We start from the raw sequence: 22,961 nt of genomic DNA, 5'->3' as shown, positions 1-22,961 counted from the left end.
GACGGTTCGGGGGTGCTTGTCAAGGCGGGAAAGATGCCTTGACAAGCACCCCCGAACCGCAGGGGAGCTTCGTATCGGGGTGCGGGGGAGGGCTGGGTGCCTCGCTCGTTGGGTGCATCGGCTGCGGTAGAGGGCTGGGTGCCTTGAGGGTTGGGTGGATCGCCTGCGGGGGCGTGGCTGGGTGCCTTGATGGTTGGGTGGATCGGCTGCGGTTGGGGCTGGATGCCTTGATGGTTGGGTACACCGGCTGCGGGTCGGTCGGGGCGGGGCTAGCGCCCCAATGTGGCATTGGGTGCATCTGACGCACCCAATGTGGCGTTCGGTGCGTGGGACGCACCCGATGCCGCATTGGGGCAGCAGGCCGGTGGGCGCGAGGCTGGCGGGGTGGGCCGTGAAGGGGTCCTTGAGGGAATCTGGTTCCCTCAAGGAGCCCTTCACAACCTTTGTCACCGTGCGCCGCCCGTCGTGGGGAGGGTGAAGCCTCGGCGAGTGCGGTGCGTGAAGCTGTCCCGGGTGATGGGGCGATCCGGCGGTTTCAGGTATCTGAACGCGCGCCCGTCGGATCCCAGTCATCGGATGTCTGTGCGGCTTTCCGGGTGAACAACTCTGGCTTTCACTTGCTCTGTCTGGATATATTCCGCTGACCCCGCGCCTGCGGGAGCGAAACGTAATATGAATCCGGAGGGTGACATGGTCGGGGTGTCGCGGCGGACGGTGCTTCGATCGGTGTCGGTCGCTGCTGGGGTGGCGGCGTTCGGCGGGCTGTGGGCGCAGGGTGCGCCGCCGGGGGTGGCGGCGCCGCGCAATCCGCATCGGGATGTTGCGGTGGATGCGCGGATGCGCTGGCAGCGGTTGCCGAAGAATTGGCAGGAAGCGCCGTTTCTCGCCAATGGTTATCTCGGGGTGCAGGTCTACGCCGGGCAGACGCCGCAGGTGCTGAAGTTCATGCTCAGCCACACCCAGGTCCAGGACCAGCGCGTTCAGTGGGAAGCGGGGATCGGGCTGTCGCGGTTGTCGATCGGGGCGATCACGCTTGCCTTCGCCGGAGCGATCACGGGGGTCGACTGGACGCTCGACCTTTACAACGCCGAGCTCGGCGGCACCATCACTACGACGCGCGGGCAGGTCGCGTTTTCTGCGGTGGTGCACAACGATCTTGGCGTTTTGCTCGTCTCGCTCGACCCCAGTGCGGGCGAATCCGGGGCGACGTGGGGGTTCGCGCCGCTCGTGTCGGCGACGACGCGGACGGTGCGCAAGCCGCCGGAGTACACCGCGAATCCTGAGCCTGAGCAGGCCAACGGGTACTGTGCGCAGCCGCTGATCGCCGGTGGTGGGTATACGACGGCGTGGCGGGAGAAGCGGGTCGGCACGAAGCGGTTGTTCGCGGCGGCGGTCGCGTATTCCTTCCCGCGGTCTACGCATACTCGCGACGCGGTGTCGTTGGTCGGGCGGACGCTCGCGATGAATCCGGATCTGCTGCTCGCTTGGCATCGTCGCTGGTGGAACGGCTTCCACGAGCGCAGTTTCGTGTCCGTGCCGGACAAGCAGGTCCAGCGGTTCTACTGGATCCAGCTTTACAAAATCGCCTCGGCGACCCGCAAGGACGGGCCGGTCGCCGCCGAATGGGGGCCGTGGTTCCCGGAGGTCGGCAACAGCTGGACGGCGGTCTGGTGGAACCTGAACGTCCAGGTCACGTATCCGATCGTGAACAGCACCAACCATCCGGAGCTGGACGCGGTCACCGAGACCTTCCGCCGCGATCATGCGAACCTGGAGGTGTCGGTTCCGCTCGCCTATCGGGACGGCGACACTTACGCGCTTTCGCATCCGGGGGACTGGCGGCTGCGGCCCGGCGGCGTGCGGACGGTCGGCGTGCCGGGGACTACGTCCAAAACGGACCAGACCGGGAACCTGTTGTGGGGCTTGCACAATGTCTGGCTAGCGTACCGCCATCACCTCGACCACTCGGTGCTGCGCGACGTGCTCTACCCGACGCTCGCCAAGGCGCTCAACTTCTACCGGCACTTCCTTTTCACCGGACCGGACGGCCTCCTGCACCTGCCGCTCACCCGGTCGCCGGAGTACGCCGACGCGGCCGATTGCACGTATGACCTTTCGCTGATCCGCTGGGCCGCGACGACGTTGGTCGAGTCCGCGCGAATCCTGCGCTTGAACGAGCCGCGCGTGCCGATGTGGCGGGCGATCGCGACGAAACTCGTTCCGTACCATGAGGATCCGGCCGAGGGCGTGCTGATCGGCGACGGCGTCCGGCTCGCTGCTTCGCATCGGCACTTCTCGCATTTGCTGTGGCTGTACCCGTTGCGGGAGCGGAATTGGGAGCGCCCGGCCGATCGGGACATCATGACCCGCACTTTCCGGCATTGGGCGGCGGATCAGTCGGCATGGCACGGCTACAGTTACGCGGCTGCGTCGTCGATGAATTCGGTGATGGATCAGCCTGAGGAAGCGTTGCGGTACTTGAAGTTCTTCCTCGATCGGAACATCGTCGCGGACACCGAGCTGACCGCGAACACGATGTACCGCGAGGGCTCGAACTTCGCCATCGAAAGCCCGATCACTGCCGCACAGTCCGTTGTGGACATGCTGCTGCAAGGGTCCGGGGGAGTGGTGAAAGCGTTCCCGTCGGTGTCGGCGAAGTGGCCGGACGCGTCGATCGCTGGGTTGCGTACTGAGGGCGCGTTCCTGGTGGACGCGTCGCGGCGGCGCGGTGCGACGGAGTTCGTGCGGGTGCATAGCGAAGCTGGTGCGCCGTTGGTGCTTGATCATGGCATCGACGGCGAGATCGACGTGCGTGATCAATGGGGCAGGCGGTTGCCGTGGCGGCCGGTTGGGGCGCGGCGGATCACGCTCGAACTGCGGCGGGGAAGCACGGTCACTGTCACCCCGCGCGGTGGTCGTCCGGACTTCGGGCCGCGTGACGTTCCATCGCTGGGTGCTGTTCCGGCCTGGGGTTTGCCTGACTAGAAAAACGAGGAGGCTGGCGGACATGGACATCTCGCGCCGGACAGTGCTCGGCGGAGCGCTCGCCGGGATCGCCGCCGGAGCGGTCGGGCTGCCGCAAGCCAGTGCGGCGGAACTGGGCCGCGACGGCGTCGACTGGGCGGATTTCCTGGCGACCGCGGACCTGCGCTGGCGGCGGATGCCGAAGACCTGGTACGAGGGACCGTTCCTGGGCAACGGTTTCCTCGGCTCCGGCATCTACGCCGAACCCGGGCGCAACGCGATCCGTTTCAACGTCCAGCACAGCCAGGTGCAGGACCACCGGCCGCAGTTCGGGTCGCTGTTCGGCCTGGCGCGGCTGCCGGTCGGGTACTTCACGCTCGAACCGGTCGGCGCGATCACCGGGCTCGACTGGCGGCTCGACGTCTGGAACGCCGAACTGACCGGCACGATCACCACCGCGGCGGGCAGTCTGGAGCTGCGTGCGATCGTCCACACCGGACAGTCGCTGCTCGCGGTGGAGGTGCGGCCGTCCGAGGGAGAACGCGGTTTCCAGTGGGTGTTCCATCCGGCGAAGGCGATCAGCCCGCGCGCTGACCCGGTATGGAAGAAGCCGCCGCCGGACGGATACGTGGCGAATCCGCCGGTCCAGCTGCAGCAGGCTGGCGACGCGCATCTCGCGATCCAGCCGCTGCTCGCGGGCGGCGAGCACGTGACGGCCTGGCGCGAGGTCACCCGGGGCAGTGCGCGGACGCTGTACACGTCGGTCGCGTGGTCGCATCCGGAGAAGACCTCGGCGGTCCGCGCGTTGCACACGGTGCGGCGCGCGAGCACGCTGGACGTGCTGGCCTGGGATCACCGCCGCTGGTGGCACGACTACTACCGGCGCAGCTTCCTGTCCATCCCGGACACTCGGCTGCAGAGTTTCTACTGGATCCAGCTGTACAAAGTCGCGTCGGCCGCGCGTCGCGAAGCGCCGGTGATGGCGACTTCCGGGCCGTGGCTGGAAAACACGCCGTGGCCCGCGACGTGGTGGAACCTCAACGTGCAGCTGGAATACTGGCTGATCCAGGGATCCAACCACCTCGAACTCGACGCGGTCAGCTACGCGCTCGGCAAGTACCGCGACCGGCTCACCAGCCAGGTCGCGCAGCCGTACCAGACCGACTCCGCGGGCATCCCACGCACCACCGACATGACGCTGCTCAACGGTCTCGCCGATTCCACCAGCGGCTACCCGGTCGGCATCCCCGGCCAGGACACTCCGACGCCTGAGGTCGGCAACCTCACCTGGGCGCTGCACAACGTCTGGCTGTCCTACCGGCACACGATGGACCGCCAGCTGCTGCGTGACACGCTGTTCCCGTTGCTGCGCAAGGCGATCAACTACTATCTGCACTTCCTCGCCCCCGGCCCGGACGGCAGGCTGCATCTCCCGGCGACCTTCTCCCCGGAGTACGGCGTCAACGCGCCGGACACCAATTACGACCTCGCCCTGATCCGCTGGGGTTGCAAGACGCTGCTGGACACCGCCCGCGAGTTGCGCATCGCCGATCCGCTGGCGGGGAAGTGGCAGCAGGTGCTCGCCACACTCACCGATTACCCGGCCGACGAGAACGGCTACATGATCGGCGCGGGCGTCCCGTTCGCGAAATCGCATCGGCATTACTCGCATCTGTTGCAGATCTATCCGCTTTACGAGATCACGTGGGAACAGCCGGAGCATCGCAAGATCATCGAAACTTCGCTCAACCACTGGGTCGGGTTCGAGGGTGCGTTGCAGGGCTACACGTTCACCGGGGCCGCGTCGATTTCCGCGCAGATGCTGCGCGGCGAGGAGGCCGCGTATTACCTCGGCGAACTGCAAAAGCGGTATATCCAGCCGAACACGATGTACAAGGAATCCGGTCCGGTCATCGAAACGCCGTTGTCCGCGGCGAAATCCATGCAGGACATGCTGGTGCAGAGCTGGGGCGGCGTCATCCGGCTGTTCCCGGCAGTGCCGCAGGCGTGGGGCGACATCGCGCTGCGCGACTTCCGGACCGAAGGCGCGTTCCTGCTCAGCGCTTCCCGTTCCGGAGGGAAAACGCGCTGGCTGAAGGTGCACAGCGAAGCCGGCGCGCCGTGTGTCCTGCGACCGGGTATCGACGGCGAGTTGACGGTGACGGACGCGCACGGCCGTCCGCGTCGCTGGCGGCGGCTGGCGAACGGAGACGTGCAGGTCGATCTCGGACGCGGTCAGGACGCGTATGTCTGCCGCCGCGGCGACCGGCCGGACTTCACGGTCCAGCCGGTCGCGCCAGGCGGGGCGAGCGATCCGTGGGGGATGCCGTGAGTTAACGGTCCAGGAGCTTGCGAAGTGCTTCCGGCAGGCCGGTTCCGGCGGCCGCGTGCCGCCAGGCGACGTACCCGTCCGGCCGGATCAGGAGACAGCCGTCTTCCTCGATCCCGCTGATCCGCGCCCAGTCGCCGTAGGAATCGCGCGCCTCGGGCGAACCGACGGTCACCACCCGGAGGTCCAGCCCGAGGTCCGCGCCGGCTTTCGCGGCGGCGTCCCGCCAGGCGCCGCCGGTGAGTCCGGTGAGGACAGTCCACCGGCCACGGCCGACAAGGTCCAGTGTGGACACTCGGCGGCCGTCCGGGCCGACGAACCAGACGTGCGGCAGTTTCGCGCCCGGCGTGGTCGTCGGACGGTGGTACAGCTCGGGATCCCGGTCCGCAGCGGGCTCGACGCCGTCCGGGAGCACCGCGGCCGAGACGTACCGCTGGTCCATTTCCACGCCGTGCGCGTTGAACTCGTAGTTCTTCAGCTCGATCGCCGCCTGCAGTTGCTTGCGCCGCAACGCTCCGTCCTCGGTCGAGGCGGTGCAGGCGGCGAGACCGGCGGTGATGGCGTCCGCATCGGAGCCGCCGTCGATGCCGAGCGCGGCGAAGATCGGCCCGAACTGGTCGCGGCTGAGGTTCGCCCGGTCCACGATCTGCTTGCCGACCGGGGCGCGCTCGGCGCTGTAGCTGTCGAGAAGCCCTTCGCCCGCCTCGCCGCGGACGACCATCGCGAGTTTCCACGCCAGGTTGTACGCGTCCTGCACCGAGGTGTTGGACCCGAGCCCGTTCGACGGCGGATGCCGGTGCACCGCGTCGCCCGCGCAGAAAACGCGGCCGGACGAGTACTGCGTGGCGTAGCTGTGGTTGACCGTCCACAGTGAAGTCGAGGTGATCTCCACCGGCAGACCGGGATCCCCGACGAGGTCGCGGACGATCCGGGCCGCTTCCTCGGCGGTCACGTCGGGCGGCGGCTGGGCGATGTCGTAACCCCAGGTCAGCAGCCATTCGTTCCACGGCCGGACCATCCGCACCAGACCCATCCCGATGCCGCCCAGGTGCGCGCCGGGCCGCATCACCCAGTACAGCACGCTCGGCCGGTGCGCGACGTGCTCGGAAAGATCGGCGGTGAAGGTGATGTTCATGCTGCCGGCCTTGCCGGACTGGCCGTCGATCGGCAGCCCGGCCTGCTCGGCGACGCGGCTGCGGGCGCCGTCCGCACCGATCAGGTAGCGGGCGCGGAGGGTGAACTCGTCGCCGCGGACCCGGTCCCGCAGCCGCGCAGTCACCCCGTCCGCGTCTTGGGTGAAGTCGAGGAATTCCGTGTCCAGGCGCAGTTTCGCCCCGCGCGCGGCGGCGTTCGCGGCCAGGATCGGTTCCAGGTAGGTCTGCGGCAGGTCGATCATGTGGCACGGGCTCGCCGCCGCGTACTCGGCGGCCGAGCGATCGGCGGTGCCCCAGCTGGCGATCCGGCCGATCTCCTCGCCGACGAGCGACGTGCACAGCACGGTGTCGCCCATCAGCTCCGGGGGAGTGCCTTGCGCGAGCGCCTGGTCTTCGATGCCGAGGTCGCGGAGGACTTCCATGGTCCGCTGGTTGGTGATGTGCGCGCGGGGCGTGTGCGCCATCCAGCCGTACTTGGTCGCGAGCACGGTGCGCACGCCGTAGGTCGCGAGCAGCAGCGCGGCGGAACCGCCTGCCGGGCCGCTGCCGACCACGAGGACATCGGTGTCATAGCTGGTCATGGTGGGTTCCCGGGGAGATGCGGAAGGTGAAATCGAGGCGGCGCCAGGGTTCGCGCCCGTCCGGCGCGGGGCCGGTCTGCTCGGCGAAGTCGACGATCAGGCCGTCCTTCACGCCGAACACGGTGTCCGAATCGAGGTAGTCGCCGCTGCGGACGAACAGCTGGGTCACCAGCGTGCGGTAGCCCGGTTTGGCGATCATGAAGTGCACGTGCGGCGCGCGGTAGGGATGCCGTTCGGTCGCGGCCAGCATGCCGCCGACCGGGCCGTCGTCCGGGATCGGGTACGCCGACGGCACGATCGTCCAGAACCGCAGCCTGCCCTCGGCGTCGGTGCGGAAGCGGGCGCGCAGCACCGGACCGTCCAGGTCGGGGAGCTGGACGTCGTAGAAACCGTCCTCATTGGACTGCCAGACGTCCACGATCGCGTCCGGCACCGGGGTCCCGTCCGGATCGGTCACCTGGACGTCCGTCCACAGTGGAGTGCCCGGAAGCCCTTCGGCGAGATCCGCGCCCTGCTCGGTTTCCGGTGGGCCTTCGACGTAGAACGGGCCCAGCACGGCCGACGGCGTGGTGTCCGGCGTGCGCGAGTTCGTGAGGACGTCGACCACGCTCGAAACGCCGAGAGTGTCCGACAGCAGAATGAACTCCTGCCGCGTGTCCGAGCTGATCTGCCCGGTGCGGGTGAGGAAGCCGATCGCGTACTCCCACTCCTCCTGGGTGAGATCGGTGCGCACGACGTACGAATGCAGCGTGCGGACCAGTTCGGACAGCAGTTCGCGCAACCGAGGGTCCGGTGTGTTGGCGAAACTGTCCACGACCTCCTGCGTGAGACCGCGCAGATCGGGCGGCGTGCCTTCAGCGGGGGTCGGCCGGGTGCCGGACCACGCACGCCGCAGCAGGTCCTCGATGCCGTCGCGGGTGAGTTCGCGCGGATTCGGATACGGCGCGGCGGTGGCCAGTTCGGCGGCCTTGGCGAGATCGCCTTCGGCAAGACCGATCTCAGCCAGCGAATGCGGTACCGGCAGGCTGGCGATCAGATCGAACACCGCGGTCGGCGCGTCCGGCGCACCGAGCGCTTCGGCGATCCGCCGCATCGCGCCGGACGCGTTCGGCGCGTTGTACGCCATGGCGTGCGGGAGGACGATCGTGTGCGTTTCCGCGTGCGGCAGCCCGAAACTGCCGCCGAGGGTGTGGCACAGCTTGTGGTGCAAGCCCATCCCGACCGAACCGAGGCAGGAGCCGGCCAGCCACGCGGCACGCAGCGCGTCGGTCCGGGCGTCCACATCGGACGGATCGGCGGCGATCCGCGGCAGCGCGGCGGCGAGCAGCCGGATCGCCTCCAGGGCGAGCTGGTCGACGATCGGGTTCGCCTGTGCCGAGTAGAGCGCCTCGACCGCGTGCGCCATCGCGTTGACGCCGCTGGTCAGCGAGGTCGGCACGGGCAGGCCGAGAGTGAGGTCGACGTCGTACACGACCACCTCGGGCAGCACCTTCGGCGACGACTGGGTGGTCTTGCGGCCGTTCTCGGTCTGGCCGACCACCGGCGTCATCTCCGACCCGGCGTACGTGGTCGGCACGATGACCTGCGGAATGTCGGTGCGCAGCGCGAGCGCTTTGGCCAGCCCGGTCGCGGATCCGCCGCCGATCGCGACGACGCAGTCCACGGAGTGCTCGGTGACCAGCGCGAGCGCGCGTTCGGTGACCTCGACCGGGGTGTGCATGGCGGGCTCGCCGAAGCGGGCGGCGAGCCGCGGGCCGAGCGCCCCGGCCGTCCGGTCGGCTGCCTCGGCGGCGGACTTCCCGGCCACCAGCAGCACCCGGCCTGCCGCGAGCCGCTGCACCTCGTCGGGAACGACAGCGAGCGTGCCGCTGCCGAACACGACCCGGGCCGGGTTGGCGGTGTAGGTGAACATCGACGGTCCTTCCACGCGGGTACGTCGAGTATCCGGGCGGAGGAGGGACCGCGCCTGCACAGACGTGCTGAGCGGACTGCACGAAACGCGCGTCAGCCGTCCCGGCGAAGCGCGGCGGGCGTGGTGCCCAGCTGGGCGCGCAGGACTCGCGTGAGGTGTTCCTGGTGGGAGAAACCGCAGCGCACGGCGATGTCCGCGATCGGTTCGGTGCCGGTTCGCAGCAGCAATCCGGCCTGCTCCACGCGCAGTCGCAGCAGGTACCGGTGCGGTGGCAGCCCGGTGCGCGCCTTGAACCGCCGGGCGAACCGGCTGACGCTCAGCCCGGCTGCCGCGGCTAGTTCGTCGAGGCCGAGGGGTTCGGCCAGGCGTTCGTCCATCAGCTCGCGCACCTGGGCGAACTGCCGGTCAGTCAGCGCCTCGACCGGCCTCGCCGCCGCGGGTGCGCTCCGCCCCGCTCGATGCTGGCGGGCGAGCTGCGCGGCGACGAGCGTGCTGAGCTGATCCGCGTACGCGCGAGCGCCGGGCTCCCACTCGCGCACGACCTGGTCGAGCGCGAGAACGAGCTGTTCGAGCAGGGGGTCCACGCTGCCGAGCTCGTCGGCCAGCCGGATCGGAGCGTCCGATCCGGCGGCCTCCTGCACCGCCGAATCCGGCAGGTAGACGTGCAGCGTGTCGAGTTCGCCGCCGAGTTCCACCGACAGTTCCTGGTGCGAGGGCTGGAGAAAGAGCCCGCCCGCCGGGATCCGCCTGCTGCGCTCGCCGGGCGTCCCGACGCCGCGGCGGACCGTGACCGGACCGGCGAGGTGCAGGATCAGCTGGTGCGTGCGCGCGGGCCCGAACTCCGCGCGATACGGCCGTTCGCGCTGTTTGGACAGGTAGATCCGGTCCCAGCCGAGACCCGCGCTGGTGCGTTCCGGGCGGATCCACGGCAGGGAAAGGATGCCGTTCGTGTCGGCAGGCCCGAGCTCGCCCACGGCGTCCTCCTCCTCGAGGGTCCCGTGGGCGAGGGTACCTCTCAGAGCGGGTTGAACACGCCCAGCGGCGCGGTGCAGAACGGCCCGCCGACGTACTCGGCGGCGGCCCCGGTCGGCGCGGGCTTGTCCGCCAGCTGCTCGGCGTAGACCTCGGCGTTGTCGTGCGACTTGTAGCCCAGCGCCTCGGCCTCGGCGAGCGAGTAGACGCGGCGGGTGTTGTCCGAGACGCCCCAGATCATCCGGTAGCCCGGCGACGGCGCGCTCAAGCAGGCCTCGAACAGCCGTGCCCCGTCGTCCGGCGACAACCAGCTGGTCAGCCCGCGGATGCCGAGCGGCAGCGGGGTCTCGAAGCACGAGCCGATGCGGATGACGATCACGTCCATGTCGAAGCGCGACGCGTACAGGCTGCCCAGCGCTTCGATGGCGGCTTTGCTCACGCCGTAATAAGTGTCCGGCCGGGTGCTGGAGTCGGCGGGCAGCCCGTGCTCGCCCGCGTCGGCGTTCCGGCGGAAGCCGACGGCGTGGTTGCTCGACGCGAGCACGACCCGGCGGATCCCGGCTTCCCGGGCGGCTTCGAGGACGGTGTGCGTGCCGTTGATGTTGACGTCGAGGGTGGCGTCCCAGGATGCCTCGCGGCTGAGCCCGCCCAGGTGGATCACCGCGTCCGCTCCCGCGCAGGCGGCGGCCATCGCCTCGGGGTCGGTGACCGAGCCGGTCACGATCTCGACCGCTTCGCCGTCCTCGGCGGCGGGCTGCTCGGCGAGGTCGAGCAGGCGCAGCACCCGGCCTTCCCGGCGCAGCCGCGGCCGCATCAGGGTGCCGACGACGCCGGCCGATCCGGTGATCAGCACACGCTGGTCTGGCATGGAGTTCCTCTCACGAAAGCCTCGTGCGTGCCCATGCCGGTTCTAACCGGCATAAACACTCACGAGGGGACGGGTGGCGGCGGTCAGCGGATTCCGGCGCGGCGCAGCTGCTGGCCGAGCTCGGCGGTGGTTTCGGCCAGCAACTCGCCGACGCGTTCGACATCGGCGTCGGTGACCTTGCCCAGCGGCATCGAGCAGCTCATCGCGTCGGTGCCGGGGATGCGGTACGGGATCACCGCGGCCACGCAGCGCACGCCGAGGGTGCCTTCTTCGATCTCGGCGGCGTACCCGCGTTCCCGGGTGCGCGCGAGGTCGGCGTGCAGCGCGTCGAGCGTGGTGATGGTGTTCGGGGTGAGCGCGACCAGCTCGTCGGGCATGAGCGCCTCGACCTCTTCGTGGGTCAGCTCGGCGAGCAGGGCCTTGCCCAGCGCGGTCGCGTGCGTGGGCAGCGTGCGGCCGACGCGCGAGATGAGGTGCGTGGAGTGCTGCGACTCGCGAGTCTCCAGGTAGACGACCTCGGTGCCGTTGCGGCGCGCGAAATGCGCGGTGAAGCCGGTCTTCTCGCGGATGCGCTCCAAAGCTTCGGTGGCGTAGGGGACGATCGCGTCGCGGTCGAGGTACGCGGTGCCGCAGATCAGCGCGCGCACGCCGAGCCGGTAGCGCGCGGAGTTCGCGTCGGCCTCCAGCCAGCCCGCGTCCAGCAGGGTGCGCAGCAGACCGTGCAGACTGGAGCGGGGGAACCCGGTGCGCGCATGAAGATCCGACAGCGACAGCCACACGTCGTTCGCGGCGAACGTCTCGATCAGGTCGATGGCGCGCCGCGCCGACTTCACGCCCGCGGACTCCGCGGGAGCGGTGGCGGGGTCCGTCTTCTGCGCCATGCGCGTCCTCCAACCGGGCCGTTGACTTGTGAGTCCGGCCATATTAGCGTCCCGAACAGCGTTCTTGTGGGTGAACATAGTCACGATAACAGACTCCATTCAAGAATGTGAACATTGGAGCAGAAACTGATGGCACAGACCGAAATCGAGCTGGACGGCTTGCTGGCGTTCCCGCTGACCCCCTTCACCGAAGACCTCGAGATCAATCTCGACGGGTTCGCGGAGAACGTGGAGAGCCACATCGCCGCCGGTGCGGGCGCGCTGTTCGTCGCGTGCGGCACCGGGGAGTTCAGCTCGCTGTCGGTCGACGAGGTCGCCGCGCTGCTGGCCAAGGCGCGCGAGGTCGCGAACGGGCGGGTACCGGTGTGGGTCGGCGCGGGCGGTGGTGCGGCCGGTGTGCGCGCGGGCGTCGCGGCGGCGCAGGCGGGCAACGCCGATGGGGTGTTGCTGCTCCCGCCGTACCTGATCACCGGGCCGCAGGACGGGCTGGTCGACTACGTGCGCTACGCGGTCGGCGACACGTCGGTCCCGGTGATCGTCTACCACCGCAGCACCGGCGTCTTCACCGCGCCGGCCGCGGCGAAGCTGCTGGACATCCCGTCGGTGGTCGGCATCAAGGACGGCTACGGCGACGTCGAAACGATGACCCGGATCGTCACCACGATTCGCGCGCTCGGCACGCAGCGGTCCGCGGACTTCTTGTTCTTCAACGGGTTGCCGACCGCTGAGGTGTCCGCGAAGGCGTACGCGGCGGCAGGCGTCGCGCGCTACTCCTCGGCGGTGCACTGCTTCGCGCCGGAAATCGCGCACCGGTTCCACCGCGCGCTGGCGGAGAACGACGACGCGACGATGGACGCGCTGCTCGCCGGGTTCTACCTGCCGCTGGTGGCGTTGCGCGACGAGACGCCCGGCTTCGCGGTGTCGCTGGTCAAGGCCGCCGCCCGGCTGCGCGGCGACAAGGTCGGCACCGTCCGGCCGCCGCTGATCGAGCCGACGCCGGAGCAGATCGACCGGCTGGGCAAGGTCGTCGAGAACGGTTTCGCCGTGCTGAAAGGCCTCTGATGAAGATCCGGGACGTAGTGCTGACCCCGGTCGCCTTCGCGGACGCACCGCTGCTCAACGTGATGGGCGTGCACGAACCGTTCGCGTTGCGCAGCGTGGTCCAGGTGGTGTGCGACGACGGCGTGGTCGGCCTCGGCGAGTCTTACGGCGACGCGGCGTTCCTCGGCGAGGTGCGCAAGGTGCTGCCGGAACTGGCCGGACACGACATTTTCGACCTGCCGGGCCTGAAGCGGATCATCGCGCGCGAGCTGGCCGGAACCGTGCTGACCGACGAGCACGGCCTGATCGGCGGGTTCTCCATCCGCAAGACGATCGCCAGCGTGTACTCGCTGTTCGAGGTCGCCTGCCTGGACGCACAAGGCCAGTTCCTCGGCCGTCCGGTCGCCGACCTGCTCGGCGGCAAGGCGCGCGACGCCGTCGACTTCTCCGCGTACCTGTTCTACAAGTACGGTGCGCACATCGATGCGGACGAGGACAGCTGGGGCGACATCCTGACGCCGGAAGCGCTGGTCGGCTCGGCGAAGCGGATGGTCGACGAGTACGGGTTCCGCTCGATCAAGCTCAAGGGCGGGGTTTTCGCTCCGGAGCAAGAGATCGAGGGCATTCGCACGCTGGCCGAAGCGTTCCCCGGGCATCCGCTGCGCATCGACCCGAACGCGGCGTGGACGCCCGAGACGAGCATCCGGGTGGCCGCCGAACTCGACGGAGTGCTGGAGTACCTCGAAGACCCGACACCGGGCATCGAGGGCATGGCACGCGTTGCGCGCGAGGCGAGCATGCCGTTGGCCACCAACATGTGCGTGGTGAACTTCGGCGACCTGGAACCGGCGTTCCGGGCGCGCGCGATCGGCGTCCTGCTGTCCGATCACCACTTCTGGGGCGGCATGCGCGACACGCAGGCGCTGTCGGTGGCGTGCGAGAGCTTCGGCGTCGGGCTGTCCATGCACTCCAACAGCCACCTCGGGATCAGCCTCGCCGCGATGGTGCACGTCGCGGCGGCGACCCCGCACCTGACATACGCCTGCGACACGCACTGGCCGTGGAAGACTGCCGACGTGATCGAACCGGGCGTGCTGAATTTCGTCGATGGAGCGGTCGCGGTGCCGGACCGGCCCGGGCTCGGGATCACGCTGGACCAGGACGCGCTCGCCAGGGCGCACGAGGACTATGTCCGATGTGGACTGACCAAACGGGACGATGTGACGTACATGCGCGAGTACACGCCCGGTTTCGAGCCGAACACGGCGAGGTGGTGACCCGGTGAAGGTGACCGGATACGCGTATCCGTGGGACGTGCTCGGCGACACCGCGTTCGCCGAGCGGGTACAGGACCTCGGCGTGGACGAGGTCGCGGTGGCTTTGGCTTACCACAGCGCGCGGGCCGCGACACCGTGGTCGACCGAGCGCACCTCGGTGGTCGCGCGCACCGCCGCGCTCTACCGCCCGGTGCGCGCGGAAGCCTGGTCGGGCCGGGATCTCGTCCCCGCCGCGCCGGACTGGGTCTCCTCGGAAGACAGCGGCGGCGACGCGGTCCGGCGGCTCAACGACGCCGGAATCCCGGCCGCCGCGTGGATCGTGCTCACGCACAACTCGCAGCTGGGCACGGAGTTTCCGCAGTACGCCGTGCGCAACTGCTTCGGCGAGACGTACCCGTGGGCGCTGTGCCCCGCGCAGCCCGCGGTACGCGAGCACGCCGCGACGCTGACTGCGGAATCCGTTGCGGGACTGAAGCTTTCGTCGGTGCTGCTGGAGGCGTGCGGCCCGCTCGGCGGCGTGCACCAGCATCAGCACGAGAAGACCGACGGCGTGTGGGCTCCGGCTACCGCGCGGCTGTTGTCGATCTGCTGCTGCGACGCTTGTGCGGGGGGCTGGACCGGCCTCGACCCGTCCGCCGTCCGCGAGACTTTGCGGGCCGAGGTGCAGCGGCTGATCGCTACGGCGGATTTGTCGGTGGTCGAGGATAGACTTCCGGGTGAGTTGAAGGGAAAGCTGCTTTCCGGTCGGCAGCAGGCGACCGATGCGTTGCGCGCTGCGGTCTTGGCCGTGTTGGAGCCGGGTACGCGGATCGTGCTGCACGGCGCGCTCGACCCGTGGGTCACCGGCGCACTGCCCGGCCTGACCCCGACGGCCGCCGACGACGCCGAGACGGTCGTGCTGCAGAACTGGGCACCGGGCCAGGCGAGCGTCGACGCGGTCGCGGCCGCACGGCGAGCGCTGCCGGACCGAGTCGCGATCGGCAGCTACATCACGGCGGTCGCGGCTAGCGCGGTGCCGGACATCGCGGCGTACGTGGGCGAGTTGGCTAAGGCGGGGGCTGCGGAGTTGCACCTGTACCACTTGGGTCTTGCTGGTCCGGCGCGGTGGCCGGATCTGCATGCCGCTACTGGTGCCGCGCACTCGGTGTCGTGACGGTTGTTTGATGAGGAGATGCGTTGGGCCGTGAAGCTTCCGCGCCAGAGCGGGAAAGCGAGTTGGCCGCTGCAGCCCGGCGGTTCGTCGGTCGGCCTCGGCTGGCTGGGCCACAGCGCATCTGGTGCCTGAATCTGTTTGACGAGGAGGTCCGTTGAGCCGTGAAGCTTCCGCTCCGGCGCGGGAACGCGTGTTGGCCGCTGCAGCCCGGCGGTTCGTCGGTCGGCCTCGGCTGGCTGGGCCACAGCGCATCTGGTGCCTGAATCTGTTTGACGAGGAGGTCCGTTGAGCCGCGAAGCTTCCGCCCCGGCGCGGGAACCCGTGTTGGCCGCTGCAGCCCGGCGGTTCAGCGATCGTGTCCCGGCTGTCCGAGCCGCAGCGCACTTGACGTCCTGAACCTGTTTGACGAGGAGGTCCGTTGAACCGCAAAGCTTCCGCCCCGGCGCGGGAACCCGTGTTGGCCGCCGAAGCCCGGTGGTTCAGCGAGCGCGCCCGGCCGATCGAGCCGCGGCGCACCTGACGTCCTGAATCTGTTTGACGAGGAGATCCATTGAGCCGCGAAACTTCCGCCCCGGAACTGGAAAGCGTGCTGGCCGCCGCGGCCGCTGCCGCCCGGCCGTTCGCCGAGAGCACCCCGGCCGATCGGGCCCGGTGGCTGGCCGCCGCCGCGGACGCGCTCGACGCTGCCGCCGAAGAGCTGATTCCGCTGGCGCACCAGGAGACCCGCTTGCCGGCCGCGCCGCGGTTGAAGGGCGAGCTCGCGCGCACGACGTTCCAGCTGCGGCTGTTCGGCGAGGTGCTGCGGGACGGCGAATTCCTGGGCGCGACCGTCGACCACGCCGACCCGGCCTGGCCGATGGGCGCCCGGCCGGACCTGCGCCGGGTGCTCGTGCCGATCGGTCCGGTGCTGGTGTTCGCCGCGAGCAACTTCCCGTTCGCGTTCAGCGTCGCGGGCGGCGACACCGCTTCGGCGCTGGCCGCGGGGTGTCCGGTCGTGCTCAAAGCCCACCCGGGCCACGAAGAACTCTCGACGCGGACCGGCGAGATCGTCGCACAGGCGTTGACCGCCGCCGGTGCGCCGGAGGGTGCGTTCGCGGTGATCCACGGGGTCGAACAGGGCGTCACGGCGCTCAAGGACCCGCGGATTTCCGCCGCCGCGTTCACCGGTTCCGTGCCGGGCGGGCGCGCGCTGTTCGACATCGCGGTCTCGCGACCGACGCCGATTCCGTTCTACGGCGAGCTGGGCAGCGTCAACCCGGTCGTCGTCACGCCGGGTGCGGTCGCCGCGCGCGGCGAAGCGGTGGCGAAGGGCTACGCCGGGTCGTTCAGCCTCGGCGCGGGCCAGTTCTGCACCAAGCCGGGCCTGCTCTTCCTGCCCGAGGGCCACGGATTGGACGACTCTCTCCGCGAGGCGGTCAGCGCGGTGGCTCAGCAGGAAATGCTGAACGACCGCATCGCGGCCGGGTTCGCGCAGAAGCTGGCGGATCTGCGTGCGGTGTCCGGCGTCGAATCGGTCGTGGAAGGCGCGCAGGACGGCGACGCGTTCACCCCGTCGCTGCTGGCTACCACGGCGAAGGAGTTCCTGGCTGGGGGAGAGGCAGTCCGCGAGGAGCACTTCGGCCCGGCGTCGCTGATCGTCACCTACTCCGACCAGGCCGAACTGATCGAAGTCCTCGACAGCCTCGAACCCGGACTCACCGCGACGGTCCAGGGCGAGGACGGCGACGCCGACTTCGTGCGTCCGCTGCTGCCTTCCCTGACCCGCCTGGCCGGACGGCTGCTGTGGAACGACTGGCCGACCGGCGTCACGGTCAGCTGGGCCCAGCAGCACGGCGGCCCGTACCCGGCGACGACCGCTCCGACCACGACGTCGGTCGGCACCGCCGCGATCGAACGCTTCCTGCGCCCGGTGGCCTGGCAGAGCTTCCCGGACGCGCTGCTGCCGGAAGCCCTTCAGGAAGCGAACCCGTGGCAGCTGCCGCGCCGTGTCGACGGAGCGCGCTGAGCAGACCCCCTCGTGCGCGGCGGTCCCGGTTCCAGCCGGGATCGCCCCGCGCAACCAACCCCACTGGGAGGCACCGTCATGCCCGTGAACCGCAGAACCGCACTGCGTGGCGGTGCCATCGCCGCCGCGTCGGCCGCGCTCGTCGCCACGGCGCGCCCGGCCTTCGCCGCACCTGCCGCGGATCCGCTGAAGAAGATCGTGACCGGCTACCGCGAGCTGCAGACGGGCATCAACCGTCCGTCGCCGGAACGCACGGCCGCGCTCAAGAACCTCGGCCGGGTCGCGAAGTCTTACTACGACAGCATGTCGGTGTCCGGTAACGGTCCACTGTGGACTGATCTGCCGCTCGGTCCCGGCAGCGACTACACGACGTCGATGTACGCCCGGCTGCGCGCGATCGCCGTCGACTGGGGGACGCCGGGCAGCACGCTGTCCGGCGATCCGAAGGTGCTCGACGGGATCAAGAAGGCGCTGGAGCTGATCTACGCCAGCCAGTACAACCCGCAGGTCGGCGAGATCGGCAACTGGTACACCTACGAGATCGGCGTGCCGTACTACCTGCTGCACACCCTCGTCACGGTCGCCGACCAGCTGACCGCCGACGAGCTGGCGCGGTATGTCAGCCCGGTCAAGCGGTTCGTCGGGAACCCGAATCTGCGCGCGAACAACCCGAAGATCGTCGAAACCGGCGCGAACCGGGCGGACAAGGCGCTCATCTCCATCGTTTCCGGCGCGCTGACCGGCGACACCGCGTGGATCCGCACCGGCATCGACGCGATCACCGACGTCGCCGGCGGGGGAGCGGCCAGCGTCCTGGCGAAGCTGGACCGCGCGGCGGGCGACGGTTTCCACGCCGACGGCTCGTTCATCCAGCACGACACCATCCCGTACCCCGGGCACTACGGCATCGTCCTGCTGACTGCGCTCGCCGGGACGATCCACGTCACCGAAGGCACCGAGTACGCGCTGCCGGACGAGCTGAAGCAGAAGGTGTACGCGCTGGTCGGCGACACGTTCGCGCCGTTCGTGTACGCGGGCGCGCTGATGGAGCCGGTGCGCGGGCGGATGCTGTCGCGGCAGGGCGAAACCGCGCACGACATCGGACATCAGCTGACCGTCGCGACTTTGGTCCTCGCACGGTCGGCGACCGGCCCCGTGCAGTCTGAGCTTTCCGGGCTCGCCGCCAAGTGGATCAAGGAAGGCACGTACGCGCCGTTCCTGGAAATCCCCGATCCCGAACGGTTCGCGCCCGGCCCGGACCTCGTCGCGACGCCGGGCATCGAGTTCGCCCAGGAGATGCTCGCCGGACGCGTGCGGCCCGCGCCGATCGTCGCGACGCACCGGATCTTCGGGCAGCAGGACCGGATGGTGCACGTGACCGAGGGCTGGTCCGCGTCGCTCGGCGTCGGCTCCACGCGGATCTCGCGCTACGAGTCGATCAACGGGATGAACCTGCACGGCTGGCACGTCGGCGACGGGGTGCTGTATCTGTTCCTTCCCAACGCGAAAGGCCACTACTCGGACGCCTATTGGCCGACTGTCGATCCTGCCCTGCTGCCTGGCACGACGGCGAAGGCCGGGCCGCCGGGACCGCTGGCAGCGACGCCGTTGACGACGAAAGCGCACGTCGGCGGCGTGCGCTGGGACGCCCGGCACGGCGCGTACGCGATGGATTTCGTCTCCGAAGACGGTTCGCTGACCGCGAAGAAGTCGTGGTTCTTCACTCCGGCGGGCGTCGTCTGCCTCGGCGCGGGGATCACCGACACGTCAGGGCAGGCGGTCCGGACGACGATCGAAAACCGCAACCTCGGTGAAAACGGACGCGGCACGCTGCTGGCCGACGCGCGCGCGGTCGGCGATTCGAGCACGCTGCACCGGCCGCGCTGGCTGCACCTCGACCAGGTGGGCGGGTACGTCCTGCTCGACAACGCCGAGGTCACCGCCCTGCGCGAAGACCGGACCGGCGCGTGGCGCGACGTCGACACCGGTGCCAACACGAAGGGCACCACGACGCCGAACACGCGGCGGTACCAGAAGCTGGTGATCGAGCACGGCGCGAAGCCGGTGGACGCGAAGTACGCGTACGCGATTCTGCCGGGCGCGTCGGTGGTGGGGACGGTCGCGTCGGTGCTCGCGTGGCGCGTGCGGGCCAATACGCCCGCTGTCCAGGCTTTGCGGCTGTGGGATAACACACTGCTCGCAAACTTCTACAGTGCGGGTACGGTAGACGAAGTATCCGTTTCAGGACCGGCTTCGGTAGCGCTCGGCCGGAACAGCATCGCTGTTTCCGACCCGACGCAGCTGCAGGACAGCGTCCGTGTGACGGTGCGGCGGCGCACGGTGGAAGTTCCGCTCAAGGACACCTTCGGCGCCACCAAGGTGGTTTCCTTGCGGTGAACCCGGTTTTCCCCGCCGGGCCGGTGGTTCCCGGCCTGGCCCGGCGGGGCCCCACTTGATCCGGCCCCGGCCGTAAAGTGGGCGGAGTCGCTTCTCGCGGGGAGGAATCGTGGCGCATTTCGATGTCCTGGTGGTCGGAGCCGGGCTTTCCGGCATCGGCGCGGCTTGCCGGCTGCAGCAGCAGGCCCCGGACCGGACGTACGCGATCCTCGAAGCGCGCGACACGATCGGCGGTACCTGGGACCTCTTCCGGTACCCGGGCGTGCGCTCCGACTCGGACATGTTCACGCTCGGCTACCCGTTCCGGCCGTGGCGCAAGGAACAGGCGATCGCGTCCGGCGCCGAGATCCTCGAGTACATCCGCGAGACCGCCGCTGAGCACGAGGTCTCCCGGCACATCCGGTTCGGGCACCGGGTGGTCCGCGCGTCCTGGTCGTCCGCGTCGGCCCGCTGGACCGTAGCGGCCTCGCACGACGGCGAGGTCGTCACCCACACCTGCTCTTTCCTGTATTTGTGCAGCGGCTACTACAGCTACGAGAACGGCCACGTCGTCGACTTCCCCGGCCGCGACTCGTTCCGCGGCGAGATCGTGCACCCCCAGTTCTGGCCGGAGGGGTCGGACTTCACGGGCAAACGAGTGGTCGTCGTCGGCAGCGGCGCCACCGCGGTGACCTTGGTGCCGGAACTGGCTTCGACGGCGGAGTCAGTGACGATGCTGCAACGCTCGCCGAGCTACGTCCTGTCGCGCCCGTGGACGGACTCGCTCGCCCGCCGCCTGCGCCGATTCCTGCCCTCGCGCGTCGCGTACCACGCGGTGCGCGCGAAGAACGTCCTGGTGACAACGTTGCTGTACCAGTTCTCGCGCCGACAGCCCGACCGCGCCGCGGCTTTCTTGCGCGACGCGGCCGCGAAGCAGCTGCCCGCCTCGATCCCGGTCGACCCCCACTTCTCGCCCCGGTACCGGCCCTGGGACCAACGACTCTGCCTGACGCCCGGAGCGGACTTCTTCCGCGCACTCCGCAGCGGCCGAGCGGACATCGTCACCGACCGGATCGACCGCTTCACCCCCGACGGCCTCACGCTGGAATCCGGCGCACACCTGCCCGCGGACGTGGTCGTCACCGCGACCGGCCTGCGGGTGGTCGCGTTCGGCGGAATCGAGCTGACTGTCGACGGCGAGGTGATCGAACCGTCGGAACAACTGGTGTACAAGGGAATGATGCTCGGCGGGGTGCCGAACCTGGCCTGGTGTATCGGCTACGTGAATGCCTCCTGGACGCTGCGCTCGGATCTCGTCTCTCGGTATGTGTGCCGGTTGCTGAACCACCTGTCGCGCAACGGTTTCGACACCTGCGTGCCCCGCCCGCCCGCGATCCCGTCCACGCGGCGGCGGCCGATCATGAACCTGACGTCGGGCTACCTCACCCGCGCCGCCTCAGTCCTGCCCCGCCAAGGCGACCGCCGCCCGTGGCTGATGCGGCAGAACTACCTGCTGGACGCAGCGGATCTCCGCCTGAGCCGCATGGACGACGGGGTGCTGCGGTTCGAGCGGGTGGGGGCGCAGCGCGTGACCTCCTGATCTGGTGGGCTGTGCTCGATCGTTTGTGATTGGTCAGCGGGTGTGCTTTTTGAAGCTCGCCGAAAAGGAACCCAGGCTGCTGGACTCGACAGGTCGAGGGTTCGGCAGCCTGGGTTCCGGGAGTTCGACGCGCTCACGCCGCCGAGTGAGCCAGCCAGTGGTCGGCCAGGTCGCGATCGCCGGTGATCGTTACCCGGTCGGCTGGCAGGCGCCGGGTGAGCACCAGCAGGAGGTCCTGGACCGAACCTGTCAGCGTCGCGTCCGCGGCGTCCGCGGCGCGCGTCCACCGGACGCCGTCGGGAGTGCGGGTGATCAGCCAGCCCGCGCCGTCGCCAGGTCGGAGCTGGAGCGTCTGGCCGGTGCCGCGCAGGGCCGAGAAACCCGGTCTCAGGGTCGCCATGACCGGATGGGACAGCATTTCCAGCCACTCGCTGATCGCGTCGGCCGCGAGGTCCGGCGCCACCGCGAACGCGGTCCCGGTGGCGAAGGCCGCGTCCGCGTGGTGCACCGTCGTGTCGTGGAGCATGCGGCGCAGCCAGAACGTCGCCGGTCGCGGGCCGAAGTAGGTCCACACTGGACGGTCGGCGGCAGCGAGCACCGCGTCGGCGAGGTCCGCGGCGCCCGCTTGGAGCCAGGCCGGCCATTCGCCGGGTGCGCCTGGGTCCGCCTCGAACGGGTTGGGGACCGGGGCCGGGCCGGACCGGATGAGGTCCGCCGCCCAGCGGTGCGCCTGGCCGACGTGACCGGCCAGCACTCGCAGCGGCCACTCCGGGCAGGTGGGCACCGGAGCCTCCGGATCCGCGCCGGCGACCGCCTTCGCGAATTCCTCCGTGTGTTGGTGCAATCCCTGGACAAGTCGTGCGGTGTCGAGATCCATGGCCGTACCGTAGGAACTCCACCCGGCTGGAGGTTCCATCGGAAGTGACCGGCGACACACTCGGGATCGGCGACCTGGCGCGGCGCACCGGCGTGCCCGTCCGCACGATCCGCTTTTACTGCGACGAGGGACTGCTGGCACCCGTGCGCAGCGCCGGCGGACACCGCCGATTCGACCCGGCGGACGTCAACCGCCTCGTTCTGGTGCGGCGCTTGCGCGGACTCGGGCTGAGCTTGAAGCCGATCATGGACGTCCTTGCCGGAGAACGTTCCCTTTCCGACGCCGTGTCCGCAGAGCGCGCCGCGCTGGACCGCGAGCTGACGACGCTGGCGTGGCGACGCTCAGCCCTCCGCGCCGTCGAGGAGGCACCGCCTGCCGCCCGCCCCGCCCGGCTCGAGCTGCTGTCCGCCGCGACGGACGGCTTCGCCGCGCATGCGGCCCTGGTCCGCCTTTGGCACCCGATGGCCACCGGTGCCGTCCCGCCGGACACGGCAGACATGTTCCTCGCCGCGAGCGCGCCGCGGCCGCCGGAACTGCCGACCCCAGCGCAGGTCGTCGCCTACGCCGAGTTAGTGCTGCTCGCCGCCGACCGCGCGTTCGCCGCCCGGCTGCGGGCGAGCACGCTGGTCACTCACCTGGGCGCTCTCCACGAAGGCGTCGGCGAGGCCTGCGAACTGGCGTGCCCGCAGGTAGCGGCCGGAGCCGAGCCGGAGGCAGGACCCGCACTCGACCGTTTCGCCGCAGCCCACGCCGCCGCGTCCGGCACCGGCGACACCCCGGAGTTCCGCCGCACTCTGCGACGGCGCACCGCTGGCGATCGGCATCCGCAGGTGCGCCGCTATTGGCGTCTCGCGGGCGAGATCACTGGAGAAGCCGCGCCGGTCGGGGTCGCGCACACCTGGCTGCTGGACGCGCTGGACCGCTCGGCTGGCTGAGATCTCTCGAGCGGGAAACGTGTCGGCTCGCGCGAC

General features: G+C 69.8%; 15 protein-coding genes. 9 read left to right on the top strand and 6 right to left on the bottom strand.

The window, feature by feature from the left end:
• Window positions 1-690: 690 nt before the first annotated feature.
• Together PUT80_RS42080 and PUT80_RS42075 are read left to right on the top strand one after the other, a co-directional pair.
• On the top strand, window positions 691-2,985 hold the full coding sequence (locus PUT80_RS42080; RefSeq protein WP_275295496.1) for a hypothetical protein: 2,295 nt from the start codon (window positions 691-693) through the stop codon (window positions 2,983-2,985).
• Window positions 2,986-3,007: 22 nt separating this feature from the next.
• Complete coding sequence (locus PUT80_RS42075; protein ID WP_275295495.1) at window positions 3,008-5,296, top strand: Tat pathway signal sequence domain protein; 2,289 nt, start codon at window positions 3,008-3,010, stop codon at window positions 5,294-5,296.
• A 1-nt stretch (window position 5,297) separates the two neighbouring features.
• Here PUT80_RS42075 and PUT80_RS42070 read toward each other — a convergent pair whose 3' ends face one another.
• The 5 genes from PUT80_RS42070 to PUT80_RS42050 all read right to left on the bottom strand — a co-directional run bounded on the left by PUT80_RS42070 (window position 5,298) and on the right by PUT80_RS42050 (window position 11,661).
• On the bottom strand, window positions 5,298-7,028 hold the full coding sequence (locus PUT80_RS42070; RefSeq protein ID WP_275295494.1) for an FAD-dependent monooxygenase: 1,731 nt from the start codon (window positions 7,026-7,028) through the stop codon (window positions 5,298-5,300).
• Window positions 7,015-8,940 carry a maleylacetate reductase and hydroxyquinol 1,2-dioxygenase domain-containing protein gene (locus PUT80_RS42065; protein WP_275295493.1) on the bottom strand — a complete coding sequence of 642 codons (1,926 nt, stop codon included), beginning with the start codon at window positions 8,938-8,940 and terminating at the stop codon, window positions 7,015-7,017. Before PUT80_RS42065 ends, PUT80_RS42070 begins: the two co-directional genes overlap by 14 nt.
• A gap of 92 nt (window positions 8,941-9,032) precedes the next feature.
• Window positions 9,033-9,914 (bottom strand): AraC family transcriptional regulator, encoded by an 882-nt coding sequence (locus PUT80_RS42060; RefSeq protein ID WP_275295492.1) that lies wholly within the window; start codon window positions 9,912-9,914, stop codon window positions 9,033-9,035.
• A gap of 41 nt (window positions 9,915-9,955) precedes the next feature.
• Window positions 9,956-10,780, bottom strand: coding sequence for an NAD(P)-dependent oxidoreductase (locus tag PUT80_RS42055; protein ID WP_238605696.1), 825 nt, complete (start codon window positions 10,778-10,780; stop codon window positions 9,956-9,958).
• An 83-nt stretch (window positions 10,781-10,863) separates the two neighbouring features.
• Complete coding sequence (locus PUT80_RS42050; RefSeq protein WP_037815491.1) at window positions 10,864-11,661, bottom strand: IclR family transcriptional regulator; 798 nt, start codon at window positions 11,659-11,661, stop codon at window positions 10,864-10,866.
• Between the two features lie 129 nt (window positions 11,662-11,790).
• Between PUT80_RS42050 and PUT80_RS42045 the strand changes: the two genes are divergently transcribed.
• The 6 genes from PUT80_RS42045 to PUT80_RS42020 all read left to right on the top strand — a co-directional run bounded on the left by PUT80_RS42045 (window position 11,791) and on the right by PUT80_RS42020 (window position 21,113).
• The gene (locus tag PUT80_RS42045) at window positions 11,791-12,723 is read left to right on the top strand and encodes a 5-dehydro-4-deoxyglucarate dehydratase (RefSeq protein WP_275295491.1); all 933 of its coding nucleotides are present in this window, start codon (window positions 11,791-11,793) and stop codon (window positions 12,721-12,723) included.
• Complete coding sequence (locus PUT80_RS42040; RefSeq protein ID WP_275295490.1) at window positions 12,723-13,979, top strand: glucarate dehydratase family protein; 1,257 nt, start codon at window positions 12,723-12,725, stop codon at window positions 13,977-13,979. The genes PUT80_RS42045 and PUT80_RS42040 overlap by 1 nt, the downstream gene beginning before the upstream one ends.
• Window positions 13,980-13,983: 4 nt before the next feature.
• Window positions 13,984-15,132: a hypothetical protein gene (locus tag PUT80_RS42035; RefSeq protein ID WP_275295489.1), complete on the top strand. Its 1,149-nt coding sequence runs from the start codon at window positions 13,984-13,986 to the stop codon at window positions 15,130-15,132.
• A gap of 550 nt (window positions 15,133-15,682) precedes the next feature.
• Window positions 15,683-17,137, top strand: a complete 1,455-nt coding sequence (locus PUT80_RS42030; protein ID WP_275295488.1) for an aldehyde dehydrogenase (NADP(+)) — start codon at window positions 15,683-15,685, stop codon at window positions 17,135-17,137.
• A 78-nt stretch (window positions 17,138-17,215) separates the two neighbouring features.
• Window positions 17,216-19,534, top strand: a complete 2,319-nt coding sequence (locus tag PUT80_RS42025; protein ID WP_275295487.1) for a polysaccharide lyase 8 family protein — start codon at window positions 17,216-17,218, stop codon at window positions 19,532-19,534.
• A 106-nt stretch (window positions 19,535-19,640) separates the two neighbouring features.
• Window positions 19,641-21,113, top strand: coding sequence for an NAD(P)/FAD-dependent oxidoreductase (locus PUT80_RS42020; protein WP_275295497.1), 1,473 nt, complete (start codon window positions 19,641-19,643; stop codon window positions 21,111-21,113).
• Between the two features lie 133 nt (window positions 21,114-21,246).
• Here PUT80_RS42020 and PUT80_RS42015 read toward each other — a convergent pair whose 3' ends face one another.
• Entirely contained in the window at window positions 21,247-21,990 is a 744-nt protein-coding gene (locus tag PUT80_RS42015; protein ID WP_275295486.1) for a maleylpyruvate isomerase family mycothiol-dependent enzyme, read from the bottom strand.
• Window positions 21,991-22,034: 44 nt separating this feature from the next.
• Between PUT80_RS42015 and PUT80_RS42010 the strand changes: the two genes are divergently transcribed.
• Window positions 22,035-22,925 carry a MerR family transcriptional regulator gene (locus PUT80_RS42010; RefSeq protein ID WP_275295485.1) on the top strand — a complete coding sequence of 297 codons (891 nt, stop codon included), beginning with the start codon at window positions 22,035-22,037 and terminating at the stop codon, window positions 22,923-22,925.
• Window positions 22,926-22,961 lie beyond the last annotated feature (36 nt).

This window comes from Amycolatopsis sp. La24 (assembly GCF_029087445.1).
GTDB classification, from domain to species: domain Bacteria; phylum Actinomycetota; class Actinomycetes; order Mycobacteriales; family Pseudonocardiaceae; genus Amycolatopsis; species Amycolatopsis nivea.
The sequence above is the reverse complement of the archived record's forward strand: the minus strand, read 5'-3'. Positions and strand labels throughout refer to the sequence as shown.